Origin of the sequence: Microcoleus sp. N3A4, from assembly GCF_036701805.1 — a bacterium.
In the GTDB taxonomy this organism is placed as follows: Bacteria; Cyanobacteriota; Cyanobacteriia; order Cyanobacteriales; family Microcoleaceae; genus Microcoleus.
In genome coordinates this window covers 1-19,382 of sequence record NZ_JAUBRJ010000017.1, presented here as the reverse complement: position 1 = coordinate 19,382, position 19,382 = coordinate 1, and the positions used below count along the sequence as shown (strand labels likewise).

The 19,382-nt window shown below is 47.6% G+C and carries 18 protein-coding genes; 5 read left to right on the top strand and 13 right to left on the bottom strand.

The annotated features are described in order from the left end of the window. The first annotated feature begins 75 nt into the window (after window positions 1-75). From QUA56_RS12350 to QUA56_RS12330, 5 genes are all read left to right on the top strand, one after another. Complete coding sequence (locus tag QUA56_RS12350) at window positions 76-300, top strand: hypothetical protein (protein ID WP_333357750.1); 225 nt, start codon at window positions 76-78, stop codon at window positions 298-300. Between the two features lie 225 nt (window positions 301-525). After that, window positions 526-3,654: a phosphoenolpyruvate carboxylase gene (gene ppc, locus QUA56_RS12345; protein ID WP_333357747.1), complete on the top strand. Its 3,129-nt coding sequence runs from the start codon at window positions 526-528 to the stop codon at window positions 3,652-3,654. Window positions 3,655-3,790: 136 nt separating this feature from the next. After that, the gene (locus QUA56_RS12340; protein ID WP_333357746.1) at window positions 3,791-4,102 is read left to right on the top strand and encodes a polymorphic toxin type 33 domain-containing protein; all 312 of its coding nucleotides are present in this window, start codon (window positions 3,791-3,793) and stop codon (window positions 4,100-4,102) included. A gap of 19 nt (window positions 4,103-4,121) precedes the next feature. Then, window positions 4,122-4,838 carry a hypothetical protein gene (locus QUA56_RS12335; RefSeq protein ID WP_333357743.1) on the top strand — a complete coding sequence of 239 codons (717 nt, stop codon included), beginning with the start codon at window positions 4,122-4,124 and terminating at the stop codon, window positions 4,836-4,838. Between the two features lie 115 nt (window positions 4,839-4,953). Further along, window positions 4,954-5,364: a phosphodiester glycosidase family protein gene (locus QUA56_RS12330; RefSeq protein WP_333357740.1), complete on the top strand. Its 411-nt coding sequence runs from the start codon at window positions 4,954-4,956 to the stop codon at window positions 5,362-5,364. Window positions 5,365-5,467: 103 nt separating this feature from the next. On the opposite strand, the gene QUA56_RS12325 is transcribed toward QUA56_RS12330, so the two are convergent. From QUA56_RS12325 to recN, 13 genes are all read right to left on the bottom strand, one after another. Then, window positions 5,468-6,025 (bottom strand): HPP family protein, encoded by a 558-nt coding sequence (locus tag QUA56_RS12325; RefSeq protein ID WP_333357738.1) that lies wholly within the window; start codon window positions 6,023-6,025, stop codon window positions 5,468-5,470. A 152-nt stretch (window positions 6,026-6,177) separates the two neighbouring features. Next, a complete protein-coding gene (locus QUA56_RS12320) occupies window positions 6,178-6,384 on the bottom strand; it encodes a hypothetical protein (protein WP_333357735.1) in 207 nt (68 codons plus the stop codon). 20 nt (window positions 6,385-6,404) lie between these two features. Next, window positions 6,405-6,692, bottom strand: a complete 288-nt coding sequence (locus QUA56_RS12315) for a hypothetical protein (protein ID WP_333357732.1) — start codon at window positions 6,690-6,692, stop codon at window positions 6,405-6,407. An 11-nt stretch (window positions 6,693-6,703) separates the two neighbouring features. Further along, window positions 6,704-7,270 carry a diheme cytochrome C gene (locus QUA56_RS12310; RefSeq protein ID WP_333357729.1) on the bottom strand — a complete coding sequence of 189 codons (567 nt, stop codon included), beginning with the start codon at window positions 7,268-7,270 and terminating at the stop codon, window positions 6,704-6,706. 49 nt (window positions 7,271-7,319) lie between these two features. Next, a complete protein-coding gene (locus tag QUA56_RS12305) occupies window positions 7,320-8,171 on the bottom strand; it encodes an MBL fold metallo-hydrolase (protein WP_445242902.1) in 852 nt (283 codons plus the stop codon). Window positions 8,172-8,809: 638 nt separating this feature from the next. Beyond that, entirely contained in the window at window positions 8,810-9,322 is a 513-nt protein-coding gene (locus tag QUA56_RS12300; RefSeq protein WP_333357724.1) for an inorganic diphosphatase, read from the bottom strand. A gap of 67 nt (window positions 9,323-9,389) precedes the next feature. Further along, the gene (locus QUA56_RS12295) at window positions 9,390-9,593 is read right to left on the bottom strand and encodes a hypothetical protein (protein ID WP_333357722.1); all 204 of its coding nucleotides are present in this window, start codon (window positions 9,591-9,593) and stop codon (window positions 9,390-9,392) included. 80 nt (window positions 9,594-9,673) lie between these two features. Next, the gene (locus QUA56_RS12290) at window positions 9,674-11,083 is read right to left on the bottom strand and encodes a serine/threonine-protein kinase (protein WP_333357719.1); all 1,410 of its coding nucleotides are present in this window, start codon (window positions 11,081-11,083) and stop codon (window positions 9,674-9,676) included. Between the two features lie 145 nt (window positions 11,084-11,228). Continuing rightward, the gene (locus QUA56_RS12285) at window positions 11,229-12,536 is read right to left on the bottom strand and encodes a serine/threonine-protein kinase (protein ID WP_333357717.1); all 1,308 of its coding nucleotides are present in this window, start codon (window positions 12,534-12,536) and stop codon (window positions 11,229-11,231) included. 228 nt (window positions 12,537-12,764) lie between these two features. Next, complete coding sequence (locus QUA56_RS12280; RefSeq protein WP_333357715.1) at window positions 12,765-13,313, bottom strand: inorganic pyrophosphatase; 549 nt, start codon at window positions 13,311-13,313, stop codon at window positions 12,765-12,767. 449 nt (window positions 13,314-13,762) lie between these two features. Then, window positions 13,763-16,945 carry a GAF domain-containing protein gene (locus QUA56_RS12275; RefSeq protein ID WP_333357713.1) on the bottom strand — a complete coding sequence of 1,061 codons (3,183 nt, stop codon included), beginning with the start codon at window positions 16,943-16,945 and terminating at the stop codon, window positions 13,763-13,765. A 116-nt stretch (window positions 16,946-17,061) separates the two neighbouring features. After that, window positions 17,062-17,208: a hypothetical protein gene (locus QUA56_RS12270; RefSeq protein ID WP_333357711.1), complete on the bottom strand. Its 147-nt coding sequence runs from the start codon at window positions 17,206-17,208 to the stop codon at window positions 17,062-17,064. 340 nt (window positions 17,209-17,548) lie between these two features. Further along, window positions 17,549-19,303, bottom strand: coding sequence for a DNA repair protein RecN (recN, locus tag QUA56_RS12265; RefSeq protein ID WP_333357948.1), 1,755 nt, complete (start codon window positions 19,301-19,303; stop codon window positions 17,549-17,551). Window positions 19,304-19,382: the final 79 nt, after the last annotated feature.

The following is a 19,382-nucleotide window of genomic DNA, read 5'->3' as shown; positions in this document are numbered from 1 at the left end:
TCTCCTCGATCGCTAAAACCTTCTTGCTTCTGCTATAAACTGAGTGAGGATTGCGGATTGACACAGGAGGAATTTATGCCGTCGGAAAACCAAGATTTGCCCAAAACTCAAACACCTAACAGTCCAAATTTGCCAATTCCCTCAAATATTTTATTGAGCTTGGCCGCTCTACCCATGCTGGGCGGGTTGCTGGCGACGAAAGCTGCTGCTGAGTTTGTTGCGTCGGTCGGCGTTGAAAGCGAAGAAATCTTTCGAGGCTCGCGCCTCCCCGTGCTTAACTTTCCTCAATCACAGGATTAGAAGGCCCAAGGAAGGATGCTGCAGCTAGAAGCTAAATTTTTTGACCTGAAAGCTTGACAATCAGTAAAATTCGTGCGCTTAAAATTTGTCTTTGCTTTTACCTTCTAAATAACTGCCTTCTGCCTTTAAATCAGTTGTCTCAAATTTGACTGCAAACAAAAGTGTTTTAGGTGAAACTAAACCATACAATTTTCTTGACACCCGCAGCTATTGAGGAACAGCCCGATGAGTTCAGTCCTCCAGTCTTCAGAACAGGCTATTGATGCAACATCTATTTCCTATTCTCCCGCTTACTCAAAATCTGACCTGTTTCTGCGAAATCGCCTCAAAGTAGTAGAGGACTTGTGGGAATCGGTGCTGCGACAGGAGTGCGGGCAGGAATTGGTGGATTTGCTCCAACAAATGCGATCGGTCAATTCCGCCGAGGGACAGGCCACTCACTTTCACGAGTCAAATGTCGTACAGCTAATCGAAAAGCTCGACCTCAACGCCGCCATCCGCGCTGCTCGGGCTTTTGCACTGTATTTCCAGTTGATCAACATTGTCGAACAGCACTACGAACAGCGAGACCAACAGCTAGCTTACTCTAGCAGTAACGACGCTGGTGGGCGGATGTTTTCTAAGCTGCCCGGACAAGCAACCGATGCCCCCGATCGCCCGCGGCACAGGGAAGGGCCCAGCCCCACCCAAACGGCTCTGAGCAATGCAGACAGCAGCGAGACGATCGCCCGAGACGCCGGAACTTTTCACCAACTGTTCCCGATGCTGCAGCGCTTGAACGTGCCTAGCCAGCAAATCCAGCGCTTGATCGATCAGTTGGACATCCGCTTGGTATTCACCGCTCACCCGACGGAAATTGTCCGCCACACGATCCGCACCAAGCAGCGGCGGATGGCGAAAATTCTCCAGCAGCTAGACCAAGTTGACGAGAAATTTCAGGTGCTCGGGGCCGACTCTCAAAGCCCCTACCCGGTGTCTTGCTGGGAAGCGGCGGCTCTCCAAGAGCAACTGATGGAAGAAATTCGCCTCTGGTGGCGCACTGACGAACTGCACCAATTCAAGCCGACTGTGCTTGACGAGGTGGAGTACACTCTGCACTACTTCGAGGAAGTTCTGTTTGATGCTATTCCCGAACTCTACCACCGCTTAAAGCAAGCTCTGCACGCTTCTTATCCTTACTTGAAACCGCCGAGTTACAATTTTTGCAAGTTCGGTTCTTGGGTGGGTTCCGACAGGGACGGCAACCCTTCTGTGACTCCAAAAGTTACTTGGCAAACGGCTTGCTATCAGCGCCACTTGGTGCTAGAAAAGTACATCGGCGCGGTGAAGCGGCTGAACGAACTGTTGAGTTTGTCGCTGCACTGGAGCGACGTGCTGCCGGAATTGCTCGAATCTCTCGATCGCGACAAATCGGAATTCCCCGATGTTTACGAGCAGTGGGCGATTCGCTACCGCCAAGAACCCTACCGGTTGAAGCTGGCCTACGTGCTCCAGCGGCTGGAAAATACGCGCGATCGTAATTGGCGGCTCTACAAAGGAGACGAGTTGCAGCGGGAGCGCGAGGCTTTGTCGGAACATCCCGGAATGACCGGCCTTTATCGATCGGGCGCTGAGTTTTTGACCGAGTTGCAGCTCATCGAACACAATTTAGTGGAAACAGGTTTGAGCTGTCGGGACTTGGAAAATCTGCTCTGCCAAGTAGAAATTTACGGGTTTAATTTGGCTTACCTAGATATCCGCCAAGAGTCAACAGTACACTCCGACGCTTTGAGCGAAATTGCTGAATACTTGCAAATTTTGCCCAAGTCTTACAATCAAATGTCGGAATGCGATCGAATTATTTGGCTCGCAACAGAACTGCAAACTCGCCGCCCTTTAATTCCAGCAGAATTGCCCTTTTCTCCCAAAACGTGCGAAACAATTAATACCTTCCGAATATTGCGGCAAATGCACCAGGAGTTTGGCGCGGAAATTTGCCAAACTTACGTCATCAGCATGAGCCACGATGTCAGCGATTTGCTGGCGGTTTTGTTGTTAGCAAAAGAAGCCGGACTTTACGATCCGGCGACAGGAATTAGCAGCATTCAAGTAGTTCCCCTGTTTGAAACGGTGGAAGATTTGAAAAAAGCGCCGGAAGTAATGCAGCAAATCTTTGATTTGCCGCTTTATCGAGCTTTGCTAACAGGAGGATACGCGCAGGAAATAGCGGAAAAAAGCGAAGAAAATATCCAATGCCCAATAATCGAAACTCTCAAATTGCAAGAGGTGATGCTGGGCTATTCCGACAGCAATAAAGATTCTGGTTTCCTCAGCAGCAATTGGGAAATCCACAAAGCTCAAAAGGCTTTGCAAACGGTTGCGGAAAAATACAATGTAGAGTTGCGGATTTTTCACGGTCGAGGCGGTTCTGTAGGGCGCGGCGGCGGGCCTGCTTACAAGGCAATTTTGGCTCAGCCTGGAAAGAGTATTAGCGGGCGAATTAAGATTACCGAACAAGGCGAGGTTTTGGCTTCTAAATATTCTTTGCCGGAGTTGGCGCTTTACAATTTGGAAACTGTGGCGGCGGCGGTAATTCAAGCTAGTTTGCTGCACACCGGTTTCGATGGCATCGACCCTTGGAATGAGATTATGGAGGAGTTGTCGGCGAGATCGCGATCGCACTACCGCCATTTAATCTACGAACAGCCAGATTTAGTCGATTTCTTCCACCAAGTTACCCCGATTCAAGAAATCAGCCAGTTGCAAATTAGTTCTCGCCCGGCCCGTCGCGGTGGCAAAAAAGACATCAGCGGTTTGCGAGCAATTCCGTGGGTGTTTAGCTGGACTCAAAGCCGCTTTTTGCTGCCTTCTTGGTACGGTGTCGGCACAGCTTTGCAAGAGTTTTTGCTGGAAGAACCGGAAGAACACATGAAACTTTTGCAGTATTTCTACTTGAAATGGCCGTTTTTTAGAATGGTTATTTCTAAGGTAGAAATGACTTTATCTAAGGTGGATTTGCAGATTGCAGAACACTACGTGCGGGAGTTAGCTTTGCCGGCCGACAAGGAGCGTTTTCAGACTTTATTCGAGCAAATTGCTGCCGAATTTCACTTGATTCGGGGTTTAGTTTTAACTATTACCGGACACCAGCGTTTGTTGGACGGAGATCCGTCGCTGCAGCGTTCGGTGCAGTTGCGAAATGCGACGATTGTGCCTTTGGGTTTATTGCAGGTTTCGCTGCTGAAACGCTTGCGGCAGCACGGTAGCGGCGCAGTTCCGGGTGTGATTCACTCGCGTTACAGCAAGGGTGAATTGTTGCGGGGAGCTCTGCTGACGATTAATGGAATTGCTGCGGGGATGCGGAATACGGGCTAGGGAAATAGTTGGGAGTTTTGAATTAGTAGCAGGGTGGGCCGAGGCGCACCCTGCTACGGGGAGTTTAGCTAAAAGCCAAGTTGAGATAACTTAAATAGTTGCTCACAATCATACTGCAATTGGTATTTATCTAGCGATGAATTCGTCTGAGGATGATCACAAGAAAACTAATGCTGATTCAGAAGAAACTGCTGTTGGTGCTGGCTCGCCCGATCCAGACGAAGGCCCAGATGATAATTACGATCGACCAGTTGGCAAAGCTAGTAAAGTAGATGATAAGTGGCTGAAAAAGAATGGTATCGATGCTCACGATGTTAAAGGTGACGCGCCAGGTAAAGTCAGCAATTTTGATATTTATGTCGATCGGGAAAAAAAAATGTGGAAATTTCGCAAAGGTCAAAACCAGAATCAAGGTGAGTATCTTGGCAATTTACAAGATTTCCAATAGTGCAAAAGGAGATGTCTAAATGATAATCCAATTACCTTGGGAAAAAAACACCAATGGCACACACGCTTTTCTAAAAAAAAGACCTGTCAAAAAAGTCCTTCCCTCCTTATCAAAATTAATCGCCCGTTTAAAAATGACTGATGTAACTTTAGTTAGCGGTATCTTTAATGAAACTGAAATTGCATTTGAAGAAAATATATCTGTGTTTGTTGAATCATCAACTTGCATGGAATTTTTTGGAGCTTACAGTAGAGCATTTACGAACGAAGAAGATGAATTCCCTTATCTATGCTTGAGGAAAGGATTTTGGGATAAAGCTAATGAACTGCGCTGCTCAAATAAAAAAATTCAAAAAGAATATATTTATGGATCGTCACAAATTATCTCTGTCATAGTTTTTCTAAATCCTGTTGAAGCCAGAGAATTTGTTAATTTGATATCTGAAATGATAAACATGATGAAAAACGGCATCAAGTTTAAAGAACTTCAAGAGACAGAGCCGTCTGAAACAGAGCAAGAATTTGTAGAATACAGCATAACTGATGGCTACTTAAACCATGATTTTAGCTATAATCCATACAAATTTAAATGCGACGATATGGAAAATTGGACAGTGAGATGGCGCGAAGCTTTTAAAACAGTAGACCAGAACGCAGGGCGTATACCCGAGCAAGGATCTCAAATCAGTTATAAAGCATCCTTATTAGATTACTTCCAAATGCTTGACCATATTTAACTTAGCGCAATAATTAGAGTACGATCGCGCGCGATCGAGGGAGTGACAAAGAGCGATTCCCGACGGGATAGCGTAGGTTCACGCGATGTGAGATTGAATTACTGAGAAATTTTTTATGTCTCAACGCAAACAGTCTCAAGGCTGTCAGCCAAAAGATTCTCATGTTTTGGGCGTGGGTTCCAGAACGGCGATCGGCTTTCGGGCTTCGAGAGATAAGTTATTTTTGGTGACTTTTCTTGATAGTTTGTCTTTGGAAGCAGAAGCTAATGTTATGCGGGCAATCGGCTGTTTTGAAGCGATGAATTTGGACGGGGGCGCTTCGGTGGGTTTGGCTCATCAGGGGCAGATTTTATTGCCGCCGGGACGGAATTTGACGAATGTCCTGGTGGTTTACGATCGCGAATATGCGGCGCCGGCTCAGTTAAAGCAGTCCTGGGAACGCTTTCAAAAGGGATCTCGACCTTCCCCCGATCCGTTCGTTTTTTTTGATCGATCTAGCAGAAGGAAGTTTGACAACGCGCACTGAATCGGGATGTCACGGATGGAAGAAAGAAGGAAGAAGGAATCTAGGGAGCATCCCGATTTTGGGTAGTGCTCCCGAGGGAAGGATGAAATCATTAGAGACAATGCTATAACCAGTGCTTGGGATACGTCCTGTCTGCCGCTAAATTATTAAAGATGACGGCGCACAAAACCAAGATTATTGAGCCCTCAAAAGCAGGTGTTAGCAAAAATTTCCAGTCTGGTTTGGTCATCATGACGACTAAGGCAACTGCTCCCGAAGGCGGATGTAGAGTTCCGGTAATCTGCATAATTCCGATCGCACTAGAAACAGCCATTCCCATCGCCCAGGGAGAAGAACCGAGAAAATGCAGAATCATTAAACTGGTGAGAGCAGCTAAGAAATTGCCCCCAATGACATTCCGGGGTTGAGCCAAAGGGCTGTCAGGGACACCAAAAATCAGAACGCTTGTAGCGCCAAACGGCGCCATTAGTAAAGGAGAATTAGTTTTTACAGCAAGATAGGACGTTGCAGTAATTGCCAAAAAGCTGCCAATCCAACTCCAAAAAATATGCCGAGGATGAGGTCTGTCTACTGGGCAGGTCAATGAACACGATCGCCATCTCCCAAGGGTTTTAAACCAATAACTTTCCCATTTCAGTTGAATTTTTTTACTGTCAATCATAAATCAGGTTACTTGATAACCAAGCTTCTTGAATTGTCTGAACTAGCCTCCGGTAAAGTTAAGATATCATAACAATTTGTCAAAAAGTAGTTAAAGGCACAGATTTTTTACTTCTATGCCACTCAAGCTGCTGCTAACCACTCGGTTGGAACTCACATCTTGCACCATTCTCGCTTAACAGGCTTTCCGGCCTGTTCCACAAAGAGTAGATTTTCCTCTTGTGGAACGGGCCCCAGAGCCCGTTCCACAAGAGGCTTATTGACAATGGTGCAACATCTCAGTTGGAACGGACTAGCAAGTTTGGTCGGTTTGGCAACAGACGTTATCGGCAGCCGCACAACTTCACCGTTAGCCGTCATTCGATTTTAGATTTTCGATTTTAGATTTTCGATTGACTTGCGCGAGATAAATGCTCTTTCTTGAGGATTTTCGATTTTCGATTTTGGATTGATTCCACGGTTCGATCGCGTGGCGGGTACCACCTTTGAAATTCTTGGTCAGAGTTATTGATGAGGGTAAAGCGAGAGGTTATTTGTAAGGTGCGATGCCCAGTAAGCATGAATGGAAACGATCGCACCCACACTTTTGATAAGTCTCTAGTGGAGAATGCGATCGCCGTTTTCTGGTTAGTGCGATCGTCTAGCTCGCACTCTGATATAATTACCAACTTAATCTTCGCTACGGAGAGTTTTCCCACTCGGCGGTAAGCTTGCGGAAATTGTATTGAGATGCGCCGGGGTGACAAGTAACGCAACTGCTGATATTTGCGGGTTGCGGTAGCTTTACTTTGGGGTGCAGTGCTTTGAAATAGCGAGAGCTCGCGACTCGGTAGGCGAGTTCTTCGTCTTTGGCTTGGGGACGGGAAAAAGTTTGCAGGTAGTTCCACACTAGCAGGCGGGGCGGGTCTACTAGCAGTTTGATGGTTTGTCCGTAGTGTTGCGAATCTTGCAGCAATCTGCGCCAAGTTTCTGTTGGTAAGACTTGCGGCGGCAAACCGATGTGACAGGTGGCGCAGTTTTCTAGATACAGTTGCTGTCCGAGTTGGTAGCGTTCGGGGATGCGATCGACAGTGCCATTATCCTCAATGGCAGATACTTGAGCAAGTCGCGCCGGAGTGTTAGAGCCGGCAGTCTGGGCTGCTACCCATCCGCCTCCGGTACAGCAGACAATTATCAACACCAGCAAAGTTGAGTAAAGCCCCCGTAATCCTCGCCTGCGGCGCTTGGGGAGGGTTTTGTGGTTCATTGTGTTTCTGCCTTCTGGCGGTTTTTTTGAGCCTGCATCGATTTGTTTCCTAAATCACTGGTATGCTCATGCCTTCGCGGGCCAAGCAGCCATTGGCGAACACTGCCTGCACCTCTGCTTCGACTCGATCGAGAAAATTGTCGTCGTGCCCCGGATCGTGGTGAAACATCACGATCTTTTTGACTCCCGCAGCTTTCGCTATTTCTACTCCTGCTTGCCAAGTTGAATGTCCCCAGCCGACTTTCGGGGTTTTGAAGTCGTAATACTCTTCGTTGGTGTAGTTGGCGTCGTAAATCAGCACGTCGGCGTTGCGAGCTAGGTGTACCACATTGTCGTCCAAGCGATCGGGAAAATGTTCTGTATCGGTGCAGTAGACCGCTGTGTGTCCCTCCCAGGTGACTCGATATCCGATCGCGGTGTTGGGATGGTTGAGCAGTGCCGTTTCTATTTTCACATCGTCGAGTTCGAGAATATCGCCCGGAGTCAAATCGTTGAATTTGAGGTCTGACTGCATCACTTGGATGGGGACGGGAAAATTGGGGTGCAGCATTTGGTCGGCAAGACGGTGTTTGATTGTAGTGCCGTTGGGGGCGATCGCACCGTAAATGTGAAAGCAGTTCCCCGGGATAAAGGCGGGAGTAAAGAACGGAAACCCTTGAATGTGATCCCAGTGCGTGTGACTGAAAAACATATGGGCTTCCACCGGCATTTGCCGCAGCAAGTTTAGACCCAGAACTCGCAGACCGGTGCCGCCGTCAAAAATCAGGCGTTTTTTGCCCAAGCGCATTTCTACGCAAGAGGTGTTGCCTCCGTAGCGAATTGTTTTAGTGCCGGGGGTGGCGATGCTGCCCCGCACCCCCCAAAACTGAACGACAAACTCGGTCAAAGGAATATTTTCCATAGTTGTTTTGCGATCGGAAGGCTGTGCATTGGCGGGGGAGTGTTCGGAATTAGGCATTTTTTTTAGGTTTATGCGCTGGAATTTTGGGGTTGAGATTTTAGTTTTTAGTTCTTAGTTTTTTGATTTTAGACTTGAGAGAGCATTCTCTCGACCCTGTTTGCGGTTGAAGATTTTCTGCGTTCTGAGCAATCCGTTTAGATTAAGATAGCGTTGATTTGAGGCGATCGCAGTAAATTTTCCAGTTAAATTTCTTTAAAGGTAGAACCCAGTCCTCAGAAGGCAGAATTTAGTCTCTACTTGCTCAAATAATATTTTTTTCAACCTTACCGCCGGAGTGCCTTCTGGGCTCTATCTGCCTGTGACTGAGCATTCAGGAGTGATTTAACGCTCGCGATCGACTCCTCGACTGGATTCTTAGACGTACAGCGATCGCATTAAGTTCTGCCTGCTGAATTTTTTGTCTGTTTGCAGTCGAGGAGTGCGGGCTAGGAGGTATTTTCTTGCCTTTGCAATCAAATTCCCCTCCACCTAAATCCCCATTAAAAAGAGAAGTAGGGGGTGACTTTGAAGCCTCTTGTCCCCCCCTTATTAAGGGGGGTTAGGGGGGATCTCCGGGTTGAAAAACACGCTCTAGGGGCTTATTTGCGATCGGCTGCGATGCACTTTTCCACCAAGGGCATTACTTTATCGAAATCTTGCCAGCCCAGAATTTCCGTGACTTTTTTCTCCAAATGTTTGTAGGATCTAAAAAATTCGGCTATTTCATCCAAGCGGTGGGGGGCTACGTCTTTGAGGGACTTATAGTGAGCGTAGCGGGGGTCTTTGTCGGGAACGCACAGCAATTTTTCGTCGCGATCGCCTCCGTCGATCATTTCCAGCATTCCGATCGGACGGGCTGCGATGATGCACCCTGGAAATGTGGGCTCGTCCATCATTACCATGCCGTCGAGGGGGTCGCCATCATCGGCTAAGGTATTGGGTATGAAGCCGTAGTCGCACGGATATTGCACTGAGGAAGAGAGCACCCGATCGAGAGCAAAGGCTTGCAAGTCTTTATCAAATTCGTACTTGTTTTTGCTACCGGCGGTAATTTCGATGAGGACGTTGAGCAGTCCTGGTTTCGGCTGTGCCGGAATTAGCGATAAGTCCACAACAATATCTCCAAGTTAACAGATGATCGGGGATGACGGCTATTTGCCAAACCCCTTTGATAGCATTTTACGGGCGATCGGGGCCGACGGTTGCATGAGATTGAGAGAAAGCGGGGGCGATCGGCGTTGCACAATTTGAGGATGAGGCTTGTGGGGTGTCCCACCTGCTGGGAAGATACATCGGACGGGCGAGACGCCCATCCCAGAGTTTGAGAGGGGAATGCTTTGATTTGCACAGATGGTAATACAGCGGGAACCGCTGTATTACCATCTGTGCAAATCTTTTAGTGTCGTTAAGTATTTATTTTGAGTTGGTAACTCATCTCCCAACTTTTGATTTCCCAAAGCTTTTTACTTATGGCAACCTCTCAACAAATCATTTAGGATTGCTATAGTAGGATTGCTATAGGTTCTTTTAATTTTCAATCCCAACCACTGGCTCAGTTCTGTTGCTAACCACTCGATTTCTAATTCACTTAGTCCCTGCTTCACTCCTAGTTGATATTTTTGGTTGCCCGCTTGAATAATCACCTGAGAACCTCTGTATTTAATTTGTTCAATTTCCAACTGGCAAATGTCCTGTCTGGGAGCTGGCCGGGAATAATACCATTTCAATCCGAGCAGATGCCAACTATAGGAGATTTGCTGCCGATCAATTCTCAGACACACTTCCCGAAATAGTGCAAACAGAAACATGACTCCTACCGCACATAAAGAACTTCCTGATATTAGCATTAGCATAATAAATTGGTTATTTATCCCTAAGCTATAGGTGAAAATCAAATTCCCCAATAACCAAATATTCGCAGGTACCGCCCCAGAAAGCAGGGCAATTAAACCAAAACCGATTCCTTGTGGCGGAATTACAATTTCTATAAACTCCGAATTTTGTGTTAGTTCAATATCGCTGCCTGGTGGCGGCTGCACCACCATAGGACTTTTGTTGATAGGGCGCGGATTTTTGAGCGCTCGCAATGCTTCTCCAGCGGAAGATAATCGTTTGTTCAAACTTGGTTCTGTCATCCACTCCAGCCAATCAATTAAATTAGAATTGAGATGCGTTACCCGATCGCCAAATTGAATTCTCAAATCCTGCTGCGGCAGTTCCGTAGGATGCAAACCCGTTACCAAATAAATTAAAGTTGCGCCTAAACCGTAGAGGTCAGAAGCCGGAACCGATCGCCCGCCAAATTGTTCCGGTGCCATATATCCGTAAGTTCCGACTACTGTAATTGTGCCGCCAAATTTGGCCGCTTGGTTTTGCACCGAACCGAAATCAACTAAATAAACTTGTCCGACCGAGTTACCTGATCTGCTGTGCAGTAAAATATTACTGGGTTTAAGATCGCGGTGAATAACAGGCGGATTTTGCTTGTGCAAATAATTCAAAATTGCTAACAGCGATTTAGCTAATTGTTTCACCTCGCTTTCGCTAAAAGTACGCCCCGAACGCAAATGATCTTGCAAAGTTTTTCCCTCTACATAAGTCTGTACCAGGGCAAAGCTTTTACTGTTTGGTTCGTCAATTTCCAGGTAGTCGAAATAGCGCGGAATTGATGGGTGAGAAAGTGCTTTTAAAGTTTCCGCTTCCCGTTCAAATAGCTTGAGGTCTTGCCATTCAAAATCGCTGCCGAGGAATAGCTGTTTGATGACAACTAATTCTTGAGTTTGTAAGTCACGAGCCAGCAGCGTTTGGCGACCAGTTTGTTTTCCTAGTTGTCGCTGCACTTCGTAGCGTTCTGCTAATATTTTGCTGGTCATGTTTTTTTACATTAATTTGAATTTGAGGCGATCGTCGGAACCCAGAAACCGGGTTTTTACAAAAATACTTCATTGCAACCCCAACATTTGCCAAAAAACCCGGTTTATTTGCTCGGAGTGAGTCCAGCGCTCTCTAAATTTTAGATTACAGTCCACTTTCTTTTTGATACCACCGGGCAATAGACTTGCTACTTGCCCCCATTGACAGTCCTGCAATTAGCGACGGTGCAAGCACCAAGAAAATCTCAGCACTCAAATCCTTTAGCGTATTCAAATCCATTATCCGAAAGAAGACGATACTTGTCGAGGTACATAGTACAATACTAATTCCAGTTAAGACCTGTCGGTGAAGTTTGGGATTAGTTAGGGGAAAAAACCACAAGCGCGTCACAATTCCTGCGATTATTCCGTTCCCCAACCCCAGCAGCAAGCCGAGAAAAATACCAATGACTCCTGCGACAATTGTGATTACTAGCGGAAAAATAAAGGTGCCGTAAATTGCTGCACAAGCTCCTACAGATTGAATTCCCATCCAAGTGCTGCGCCCGATCGCATTCTTGAACAAGCTAAAGGTGTTCACGGTTTTTCCCTGTCTCAATGGCAGGGAATATTTATGTATTTGCTGTGGTTTTTCGAGAACTTCTTTTGCCATCTGGACTGAGGCGGGACGGCGCTCTAAACTCGGATGCGTCATCCACTTCAACCAATTGGTAAAAGCGGGACTTAGTTGGGTGATTTGCTCGAATTCTAGCTGCAAATCTTTCTGCGGCAAGTCGGCAGGATGCTGCTTGGTAATTAAGGCGATTAAGGTTGCTCCCAAGCCGTATAAGTCGGAAGCGGGAACTGCTCTCCCGCCAAATTGTTCGGGCGGCATGTAGCCGTATGTGCCGACAACGGTGACTGTTTTTCCTTGTTGCGTGGCTAGGGTTTGAACTGCACCGAAATCGACTAGATAGACTTCGCCGACGCTGTTGCCCGATCGATTTTTGAGTAAAATATTGCTGGGTTTAATGTCGCGGTGAATCACCGGGGGCTGTCGCTGGTGCAGGTAGGCGAGGATGTCTAATAATGCTGTGGCTAATTGTTTGACTTCGCTTTCGCTGAAGGTGCGGCCGTCTGAGAGATATTCTTGTAGGGATTTGGCTTCGATGTAACTCTGAACTAGGGCGAATCCTTTGCGGTTGGGGGTGTCGATTTCAAAGGAGTCTAGATATCGGGGAATTGCGACATGGGATAGGGATTTTAAGGTTTCGACTTCTCGCTCGAACAGTTTTAAGTCTTCCCAGTTAAAGTCGCTGCTGAATGAGAGGAGTTTGACGACTACTTGCTGTTGCGTTTTTAAGTCGCGGGCGAGTAAGGTTTGCCTTCCTGCTTGCTTGCCGAGCCGCCGATCGCACTGATAGCGATCGGCTAATATTTCTCCTGACAAATCCCCGATGTTTTGTCCGCTCATGTTCTCTTGCCCTAGAAGCGATTAAATCTAGTTTAGTTGACAAAAATACAATTGTCTGTACTTGTTTAAGCGATTTATCGTTGGGTGGGGCGGGTTTTCTCGATGATTGGTTTTAGGCGGAAATTTTTGGTAAAACCCGCCCCTAGCGATCGGATATGATTGTTTTTTTGCACTCACCTACTTAACGCGATCGCGCACAATGAAGACCCCCCTAATTTAAGCTTGAATTTAACTTTGAATTTGCTTGTAAATTGACTTCACTACATCTAGCAGAGTCAAGACTTGCTGCCATTCGGGAGCGTCGGGTTTGTAGCTTTTGGCGCGCTGAGTTTTTAAACTCTGGTGCAACAGGTTCAGCAGCGCGTCTGGAGACTCCAAGGAAGTCTCATCTTCATCTGTTGGGCTGCCGGCTGCATTTTCTTCTATTGTTTCTTTGATGCTTTGTGCCTTATCTGCCAGACTCAAAGCTCGGCCCGCCAGGTTTTCCGGCATTTTTGGCCGCTCCGACAAAGACTCGCCGGTCACTTCTTCGAGCAGTTGGCGGACTTGAGCCACCCATTCAAGATCGTTTACCGAAAAGGAATCGGATTTAAACCCGTGCCCCTGTGGTCTTTGCTGAATGCTTTGTGATTTCTGGATCAGAGGAAGAGACTTTTGAGTGATGTTTTCGGGGATTCTGGGGATATGTGACAGCGAGCTGCGAGCAATCTCTAGTAATAGTTGGTAAACCTGATCTACCCACTCAATATCTCCCGATTGCGAATTCCAATTATCCATAACTGATGCTAGTAGTTTTCTATATCTAAGACAGGAACGTTGACTATCTGCTGAAAGCAAGCTGTTTTTAGGAGCCGCCAACGCTATTAAAGCTTACGCGCGCGGGGTCAAAACCCGGTTTCTGAACGGATGTTTCGTCGCCTTTCCCCAAGATTTTGTTCGTAAACTGGGTAATGCGAGCGCAACTCGTAACTATTGTTTGAGCTCTTCTGATGGTAGAAGTGCTTTGTTTGTTGCCACGGGTAGCGCGAAACGCGGGGATCTGGCGAAAGTAAGTTAGCGAGTTCAAGTCGGGTTATCTAACAATGATACCTGTTGGAGCTTATTTAAAATTGCCCCAACAGGATATTAAGGTTAATTTGGTGGTCGGATGGGAGGCGCACCCCCGATCGCGATCGCCCCCCGCCCGGAACCCTGGCGCCACCCCTAGCATTGGCTGTGGGCCGCTGCTATTTTTCTGTGAGATTCCACACGCCGTCCCAGTTTAGTACGTCTGAAGGCCGGTGCTGAAATAACTTACAGCGATCGACGTGCAACTTAGCTGCCTTGTTTTTGGGATCGACTTCCACAACGGCGTTAAATTCGTGTTCGGCGTCTTTAAAGGCTTGCTTGGCTTTTGGTTCTAAGACTTTCTTAAACTCGCTCAGCAGTTTTTTAACCCGATCGAGTCCCAGATTTTCAAATTCCTCATCTAACATTTCTGCAACTGTCTCCGCAGCCCGACTTTTAATTTTCGCCTGCAATAGCTGTCTGATATCTGCGGGTTTCAGCCTCTTGATTCTGGGATTTGATGGTTCTAAGATGTCTGCTTCCAACAGTTTTTTGACTTCGCCCTCTTGCAAGGGTTTAATCTCGTCTGCTGATAGCTGCTTGATTTTTGCTTGCAGCAGCATTGTGGCTTCGTCTTCCGAGAGGTTTTTGATGCCTTCCAATTTCAGCAGTTGGATTTCAGGCTGCAGCAGCACGATGAGTTTGTCTGCTTCCGACAGGTTTTTCGGGTCGTACTCTGACAGCTTTTTCAGTTGATGTAACAGGTTCTTGAGTTCGTGTTCCAACTGTTGCTCGACACTGTAGGACAGTTTCTTAATCTCTGCCTCCGGCATTTCGGCGACCTCATCTAAGATGTTTTTCACCTCACTCTCTGAGAGTCTTTGGGTAACTGGTGTTTTGTAATGTTCGCGGGCCTTGTTGTAATGTTTTACAATTTGTTCCTGTGTTTCGGTTAGTGACTTGCCAATTGGCGAGTATCCCTCGCGGATGCCGACGAGTTCGTAAACGATTACTGGTTCGCTTTTGCCTTTGACGGTGATAAAGTCGAGTTCTCGCACGTAGAGCCGATCGGCATAATCTCTGTAAGTATTGTCGCTGATGATCAAGTCGGTGCCGTACTGCTTGCTGGCGCCTTCTAAGCGAGAGGCGAGGTTTACGCCGTCTCCGATCGAAGTTAATTCCATGCGTTTGCTACTGCCGATGTTGCCGCTAACAACTTCATCGGAATGCACGCCCATACCGATGCCGATCGGCAGTTCGCCATGTGCCATGCGCTCTTGATTGAACTCTGCCAGTTTTGCCCGCATTTTCACTGCCGTTTGCATCGCGCACCAAGCATGATCCTCTAGGGGCGCTGGAGAGCCGAAAACTGCCATCAGAGCGTCGCCGATGTATTTGTCGAGAGTGCCTCCGTACTCGAATACGACATCTACCATCACTTCAAAATATTTGTTGAGCATCACTACCACTTCTTCGGCTTGCAATTTTTCCGTAAGTGTGGTATAGCTGCGAATGTCTGAGAACAGCACCGAAACGTTTTTGCGCTTGCCGCCCAATCCTGTATCCCCTGAAGCTAACAGCGCTTCGGCTACTTCTGGGGTCATGTAACGGTACATCAGGTTTTTGACTTGCTTGGCGCTGCTAATATCTTCCATGACGACTAACGCGCCGTTGACCTTGCTGGCGTCGGTAGCGTCGGTCATTGAATTAATCGAGAGATTGATACTCTGCGATTCTCCTTGACAGGAAAGCAAAACTTGATCGGGGTAATACTGCTGGCGGTCTTTATCGTCTTCTGGACACAAAGACGCATCGAACCACTTGGCAAAATCGCCTTTTTCTAACTTAATTAACTCGCGCAAAGATTGACCTTCGGCTAATTCGGCCTCGCTGACACCCAGTAATTTTGTGGCACTGGGATTGGTCGCTACTATATTGCCTTTTTTATCTGTAGAAATCACGCCGTTAGTCAAGGCGTGCAGCATATCTTTTTGTCTTTGTTCTTGCTGTTTGACTTCTGCAAACAGTTTGGCGTTTTGCAGGGCGACTCCTGCTTGGATGTTAAACGCCTTCATAAATTCCATGTCGCTGCGATTGAAACTCGCTTTCCACTGTTCGGGGGCGTGGGGCCAATCTGCAGGGTTGTAGGGGGGGAATTCTCCTTGTCTTTTTTTGTTGACTAATTGAGTAACTCCGATCAATTTGTGGTCTGCATTAAACACTGGCATACAGAGCATACTGCAAGTACGGTAGCCAGTTTTTTTGTCGGTTTCTTTGGAAGTTTCGGCGCGGGGGTCGTTGTACACGTCAAACGGAATCAGCAGCGGTTCGCCGGATTGGGCAACAATACCTGCAAAACCCGCTGTTCTGGGTATGTGAACGTCTTGGAGTTTGCCGCCAATCAGCATTTTTGTCCAGAGTTGATTTCTGTCTTCATCGATCAGCCACAGCGTGCTGCGATCGGCGTTCATGAGTTCTTGGGCCTGATCCATCACCCTTTTTAGGGTATCTTCTAAGTCTAGACTGCTCTGAGACAGAGCGTTGACGGCGTTCATCAGCGCCGTGGCGGCCCGTTGTCTTTGAGTTGCTGCGTAGAAAGATTTAGACGATTCTAGAATTAGGCGAATCGAGGGAGCAAATTCTCTAAAAACTTGTTCGTCTTCTTTAGTAAATCCTGCCTTGTCAATCTGTTCGTCTAAAATACCATAATGTTCGTGGTTGGGCTTGAGTTTATTAATCAGTTGAACGACTGCTACTAACTCTCCTGTTTCTTCGTTGATCAGGGGCATCGCCAGCATTGTATAAGTGCGATATCCTGTTTCTTTGTCAGTTTTTTTGGCGTTAGTCGAGCGGGGGTCGTTATAAAAATCATAAGGAATGTTCACCACTTTTTTTTCTGTGGCTACTTCTCCGGCAATGCCCACATGGGCCGGAACTCGGATCTCTAGACTTTTGCCATTTTCGTCTTTGGCGACGATCGCCCAGAGTTCATTTTTTTCGTCGTCTAATAAAAATATCGTGCTGCGAGCGGCATTCAGCAATTCCCCTGTTTTGAGGGTAATCGACTGCAACATCTCGTTGAGGATGGCGTCAAATCCCTCGCTCTCAAGGATATTGTCGAGCATTCCCAGGGTTTGATTGACAACCTTAAGTTTGTCTTCTACTTCCTTAACTACTACTGTGAAACTTTGCTTATTTAGGAGGTCGAGAATACCCGAGAGGTTTCCTTGGCGCTGGATAATTGCACTGCTTTTAAATTCTGGGGGAGAATACTGTTCCTGATGATGATTTTCACCGCCGACAACAGCGACATCTATCACGTTGTCCAGAGAAGATAAATTTGTGGAAGATGCAGATTTCATAGACCTTTACAAAAGCTTAAGTGTAAGGGTTAGTCTCTAAGCTGGGAAAGCGGGCAAGTTGATTGGTGAGTCACCTGTCGCACAAAACTCAAGTATGTGTGAAAGTATTTCCCAGTTTACAGAACTCCGGCCACAGGGCAAGGGCAATTCTGTTCGGATTGCTGGTTAACTGCTGGTGCGACGGTAACGCTGCTGTGGCATTGCTGCAATCTTTTTAGAGAATGCGAGTCTTGTTTAAATGGTTTATTAACTGATTTTGACATTGTGCGTGCCTGGTTTAAGTAGGTTCGGCAGGTCTAAGAGCCGATCGCCCGCAATAACATGAATGCGTACTGCAGGGAGGACTGCTGAAAGAGGGATGGCATTGTGGGACTAGCCGCAATTGTGACACCACCAGTGGCTAGTGATGTGTGCCCTTCTCTACACAATTGTGATTTTTAACTAAAATTTCTCTCAACTTTGCTGCTCTTAGCTTTCGTCCCGTAACTAAACTCACGGGACTTTCAGCTTTTTTTTTGTAAAACTTGCGGTTGCCATTTTTAGTGTAACCTCCAGCTCGGAAAAACTCCGCCTTTTCACCCCACGATCGGCTTGAGAGTCTGGTCAGGGTTTGGCGGACTGAGTTTGGCGCAATCCGGCGGCTTCGACGAGTAGGGATTCGGCGAAGGCGATGGCTTCTGTTGCTGAGCGGCCGCTGGCGAGTTGGGCGAGTTCTTCGCGCCGCTGCTCGCTGTTGAGGGCGGCAACTCTGACTACTGTGCGTTCAACTGGTTCGGACTCGGCTGGGGGTTCGCCGATACTTGGTTTTGCTTCGATCGTCTGCTTGTTGACGCGAAAATGAAAATCAGCCATCGCGGCGATCAGCGGCTGGTGCGTGACGCAGAGAACTTGGTGTTTGTCAGAGAGTTGGTAGAGTTTTTTGGCGATCGCGCCGGCGACTCTCCCGGAGACTCCGGCGTCGATTTCGTCAAAAATCAGCGTACCGGCGCTTTCTATTTGGGAAAAACAGGCTTTGATGGCGAGCAGAAAGCGGCTCATTTCTCCCCCGGAGGCGATCGCGCCCAGGGGTTGCAGGGGTTCGCCCGGGTTGGGGCTGAAACAAAAGGCGATTTGGTCGGCACCGGTGGCGGTTGGGGTACAAGGCGAGATTTCGACTTGAAACTGCACTTTTTCCATTGCTAACGGCTTAAGTTCTCCTACGAGGTGCGTTTCTAGTTTGAGGGCTGCTTCGCGCCGCAGGGTAGTGAGGTGGCTGCAAGCGTCTTTTAATTGCTCTAAAGCGGTCTGATATGCGAGTTCTAAGGCTTCCATTGACTCGCCTCCTTCTAAAAGTTCGTTTAGTTCGTTTTGAATGCTTTGGTAGTAGGCGATCGCCTCTTTGAGCGGCCCGTACTTGCGGCAAATTTGTTTGAGTTCGCGAATCCGATCTTCTACTTCTTCGAGTCTTTCGGGATCTGCTTCTAGTTGTTCGCCGTAGCTGCTAATTTGCCTGCTGGCTTCTGTGGCTTGAGCTAAAGCATCGCTGACCATTTCTAGGATTGGTTGCAACTGCACATCGTAAACGGCCATGTCGCTTAAAATTACTTCGGCTTTGCTCAACAAGTCGGCGGCTGATGCGGTGTCGCCCTCGTTTTGGTACAGGGCTTGGTGGACTTGGTAACTCTGCTGCTGCAATTCGACTACGTGGCCCAGCCGGATCGATTCTTGTTCTAGCTGTTCGAGTTCGCCTGCGTCTTCGATATGGGCTTCGCCGAGTTCTCGGACTTGGTATTCTAACAAATCAAGTCTTTGCAGCCGCTGCTGTTCCGACTGACGCCTGCGTTTGAGCGCTGTTTTGGCGTTGCTGGCTCCCAGCCACGCGGAGCCGATTGTCGATCGCGCTTCAGCGAGCCTTTTGCCGCCGTATAAATCGAGCCATTCTCGCTGGAGGGTTTCTTGTCCGAGGTGGACGGTTTGGCCTTGGGCGGTAATTTCGACCAGCCGATCGCGCAATTGGTCCATTAACTGGCGGTTGACCAGAATTCCGTTCAAACGCGATCTGGTACGCAGAACACCGCTAGATGCGTTAATTTCCCGGCTGCAAACGGCTAAATTTCCGTCTATGGGTTCGATTTCTTGCTCGCCCAGCCACACAGCCGCGGCTTTGTCCAATTCAAAGGTAGCTTCCAATATTGCCCGCGCTGCTCCGGTGCGAATCGATCGGCGATCGACCTTGCCGCCCAACACTGCATCGATCGCATCTAGGATAATCGATTTGCCTGCGCCAGTTTCCCCTGTAAATACGTTCAAACTCGGGCCAAATTCTAAGTCGAGGCAGTCAATTAAGGCAAAGTTTTCTATTCTGAGGTATAGCAACATGAGGAATTGGGAATTGGGAATTGGGAATTGGGAATTGGGAATTGGGAATTGGGAATTGGGAATTGGGAATTGGGAATTG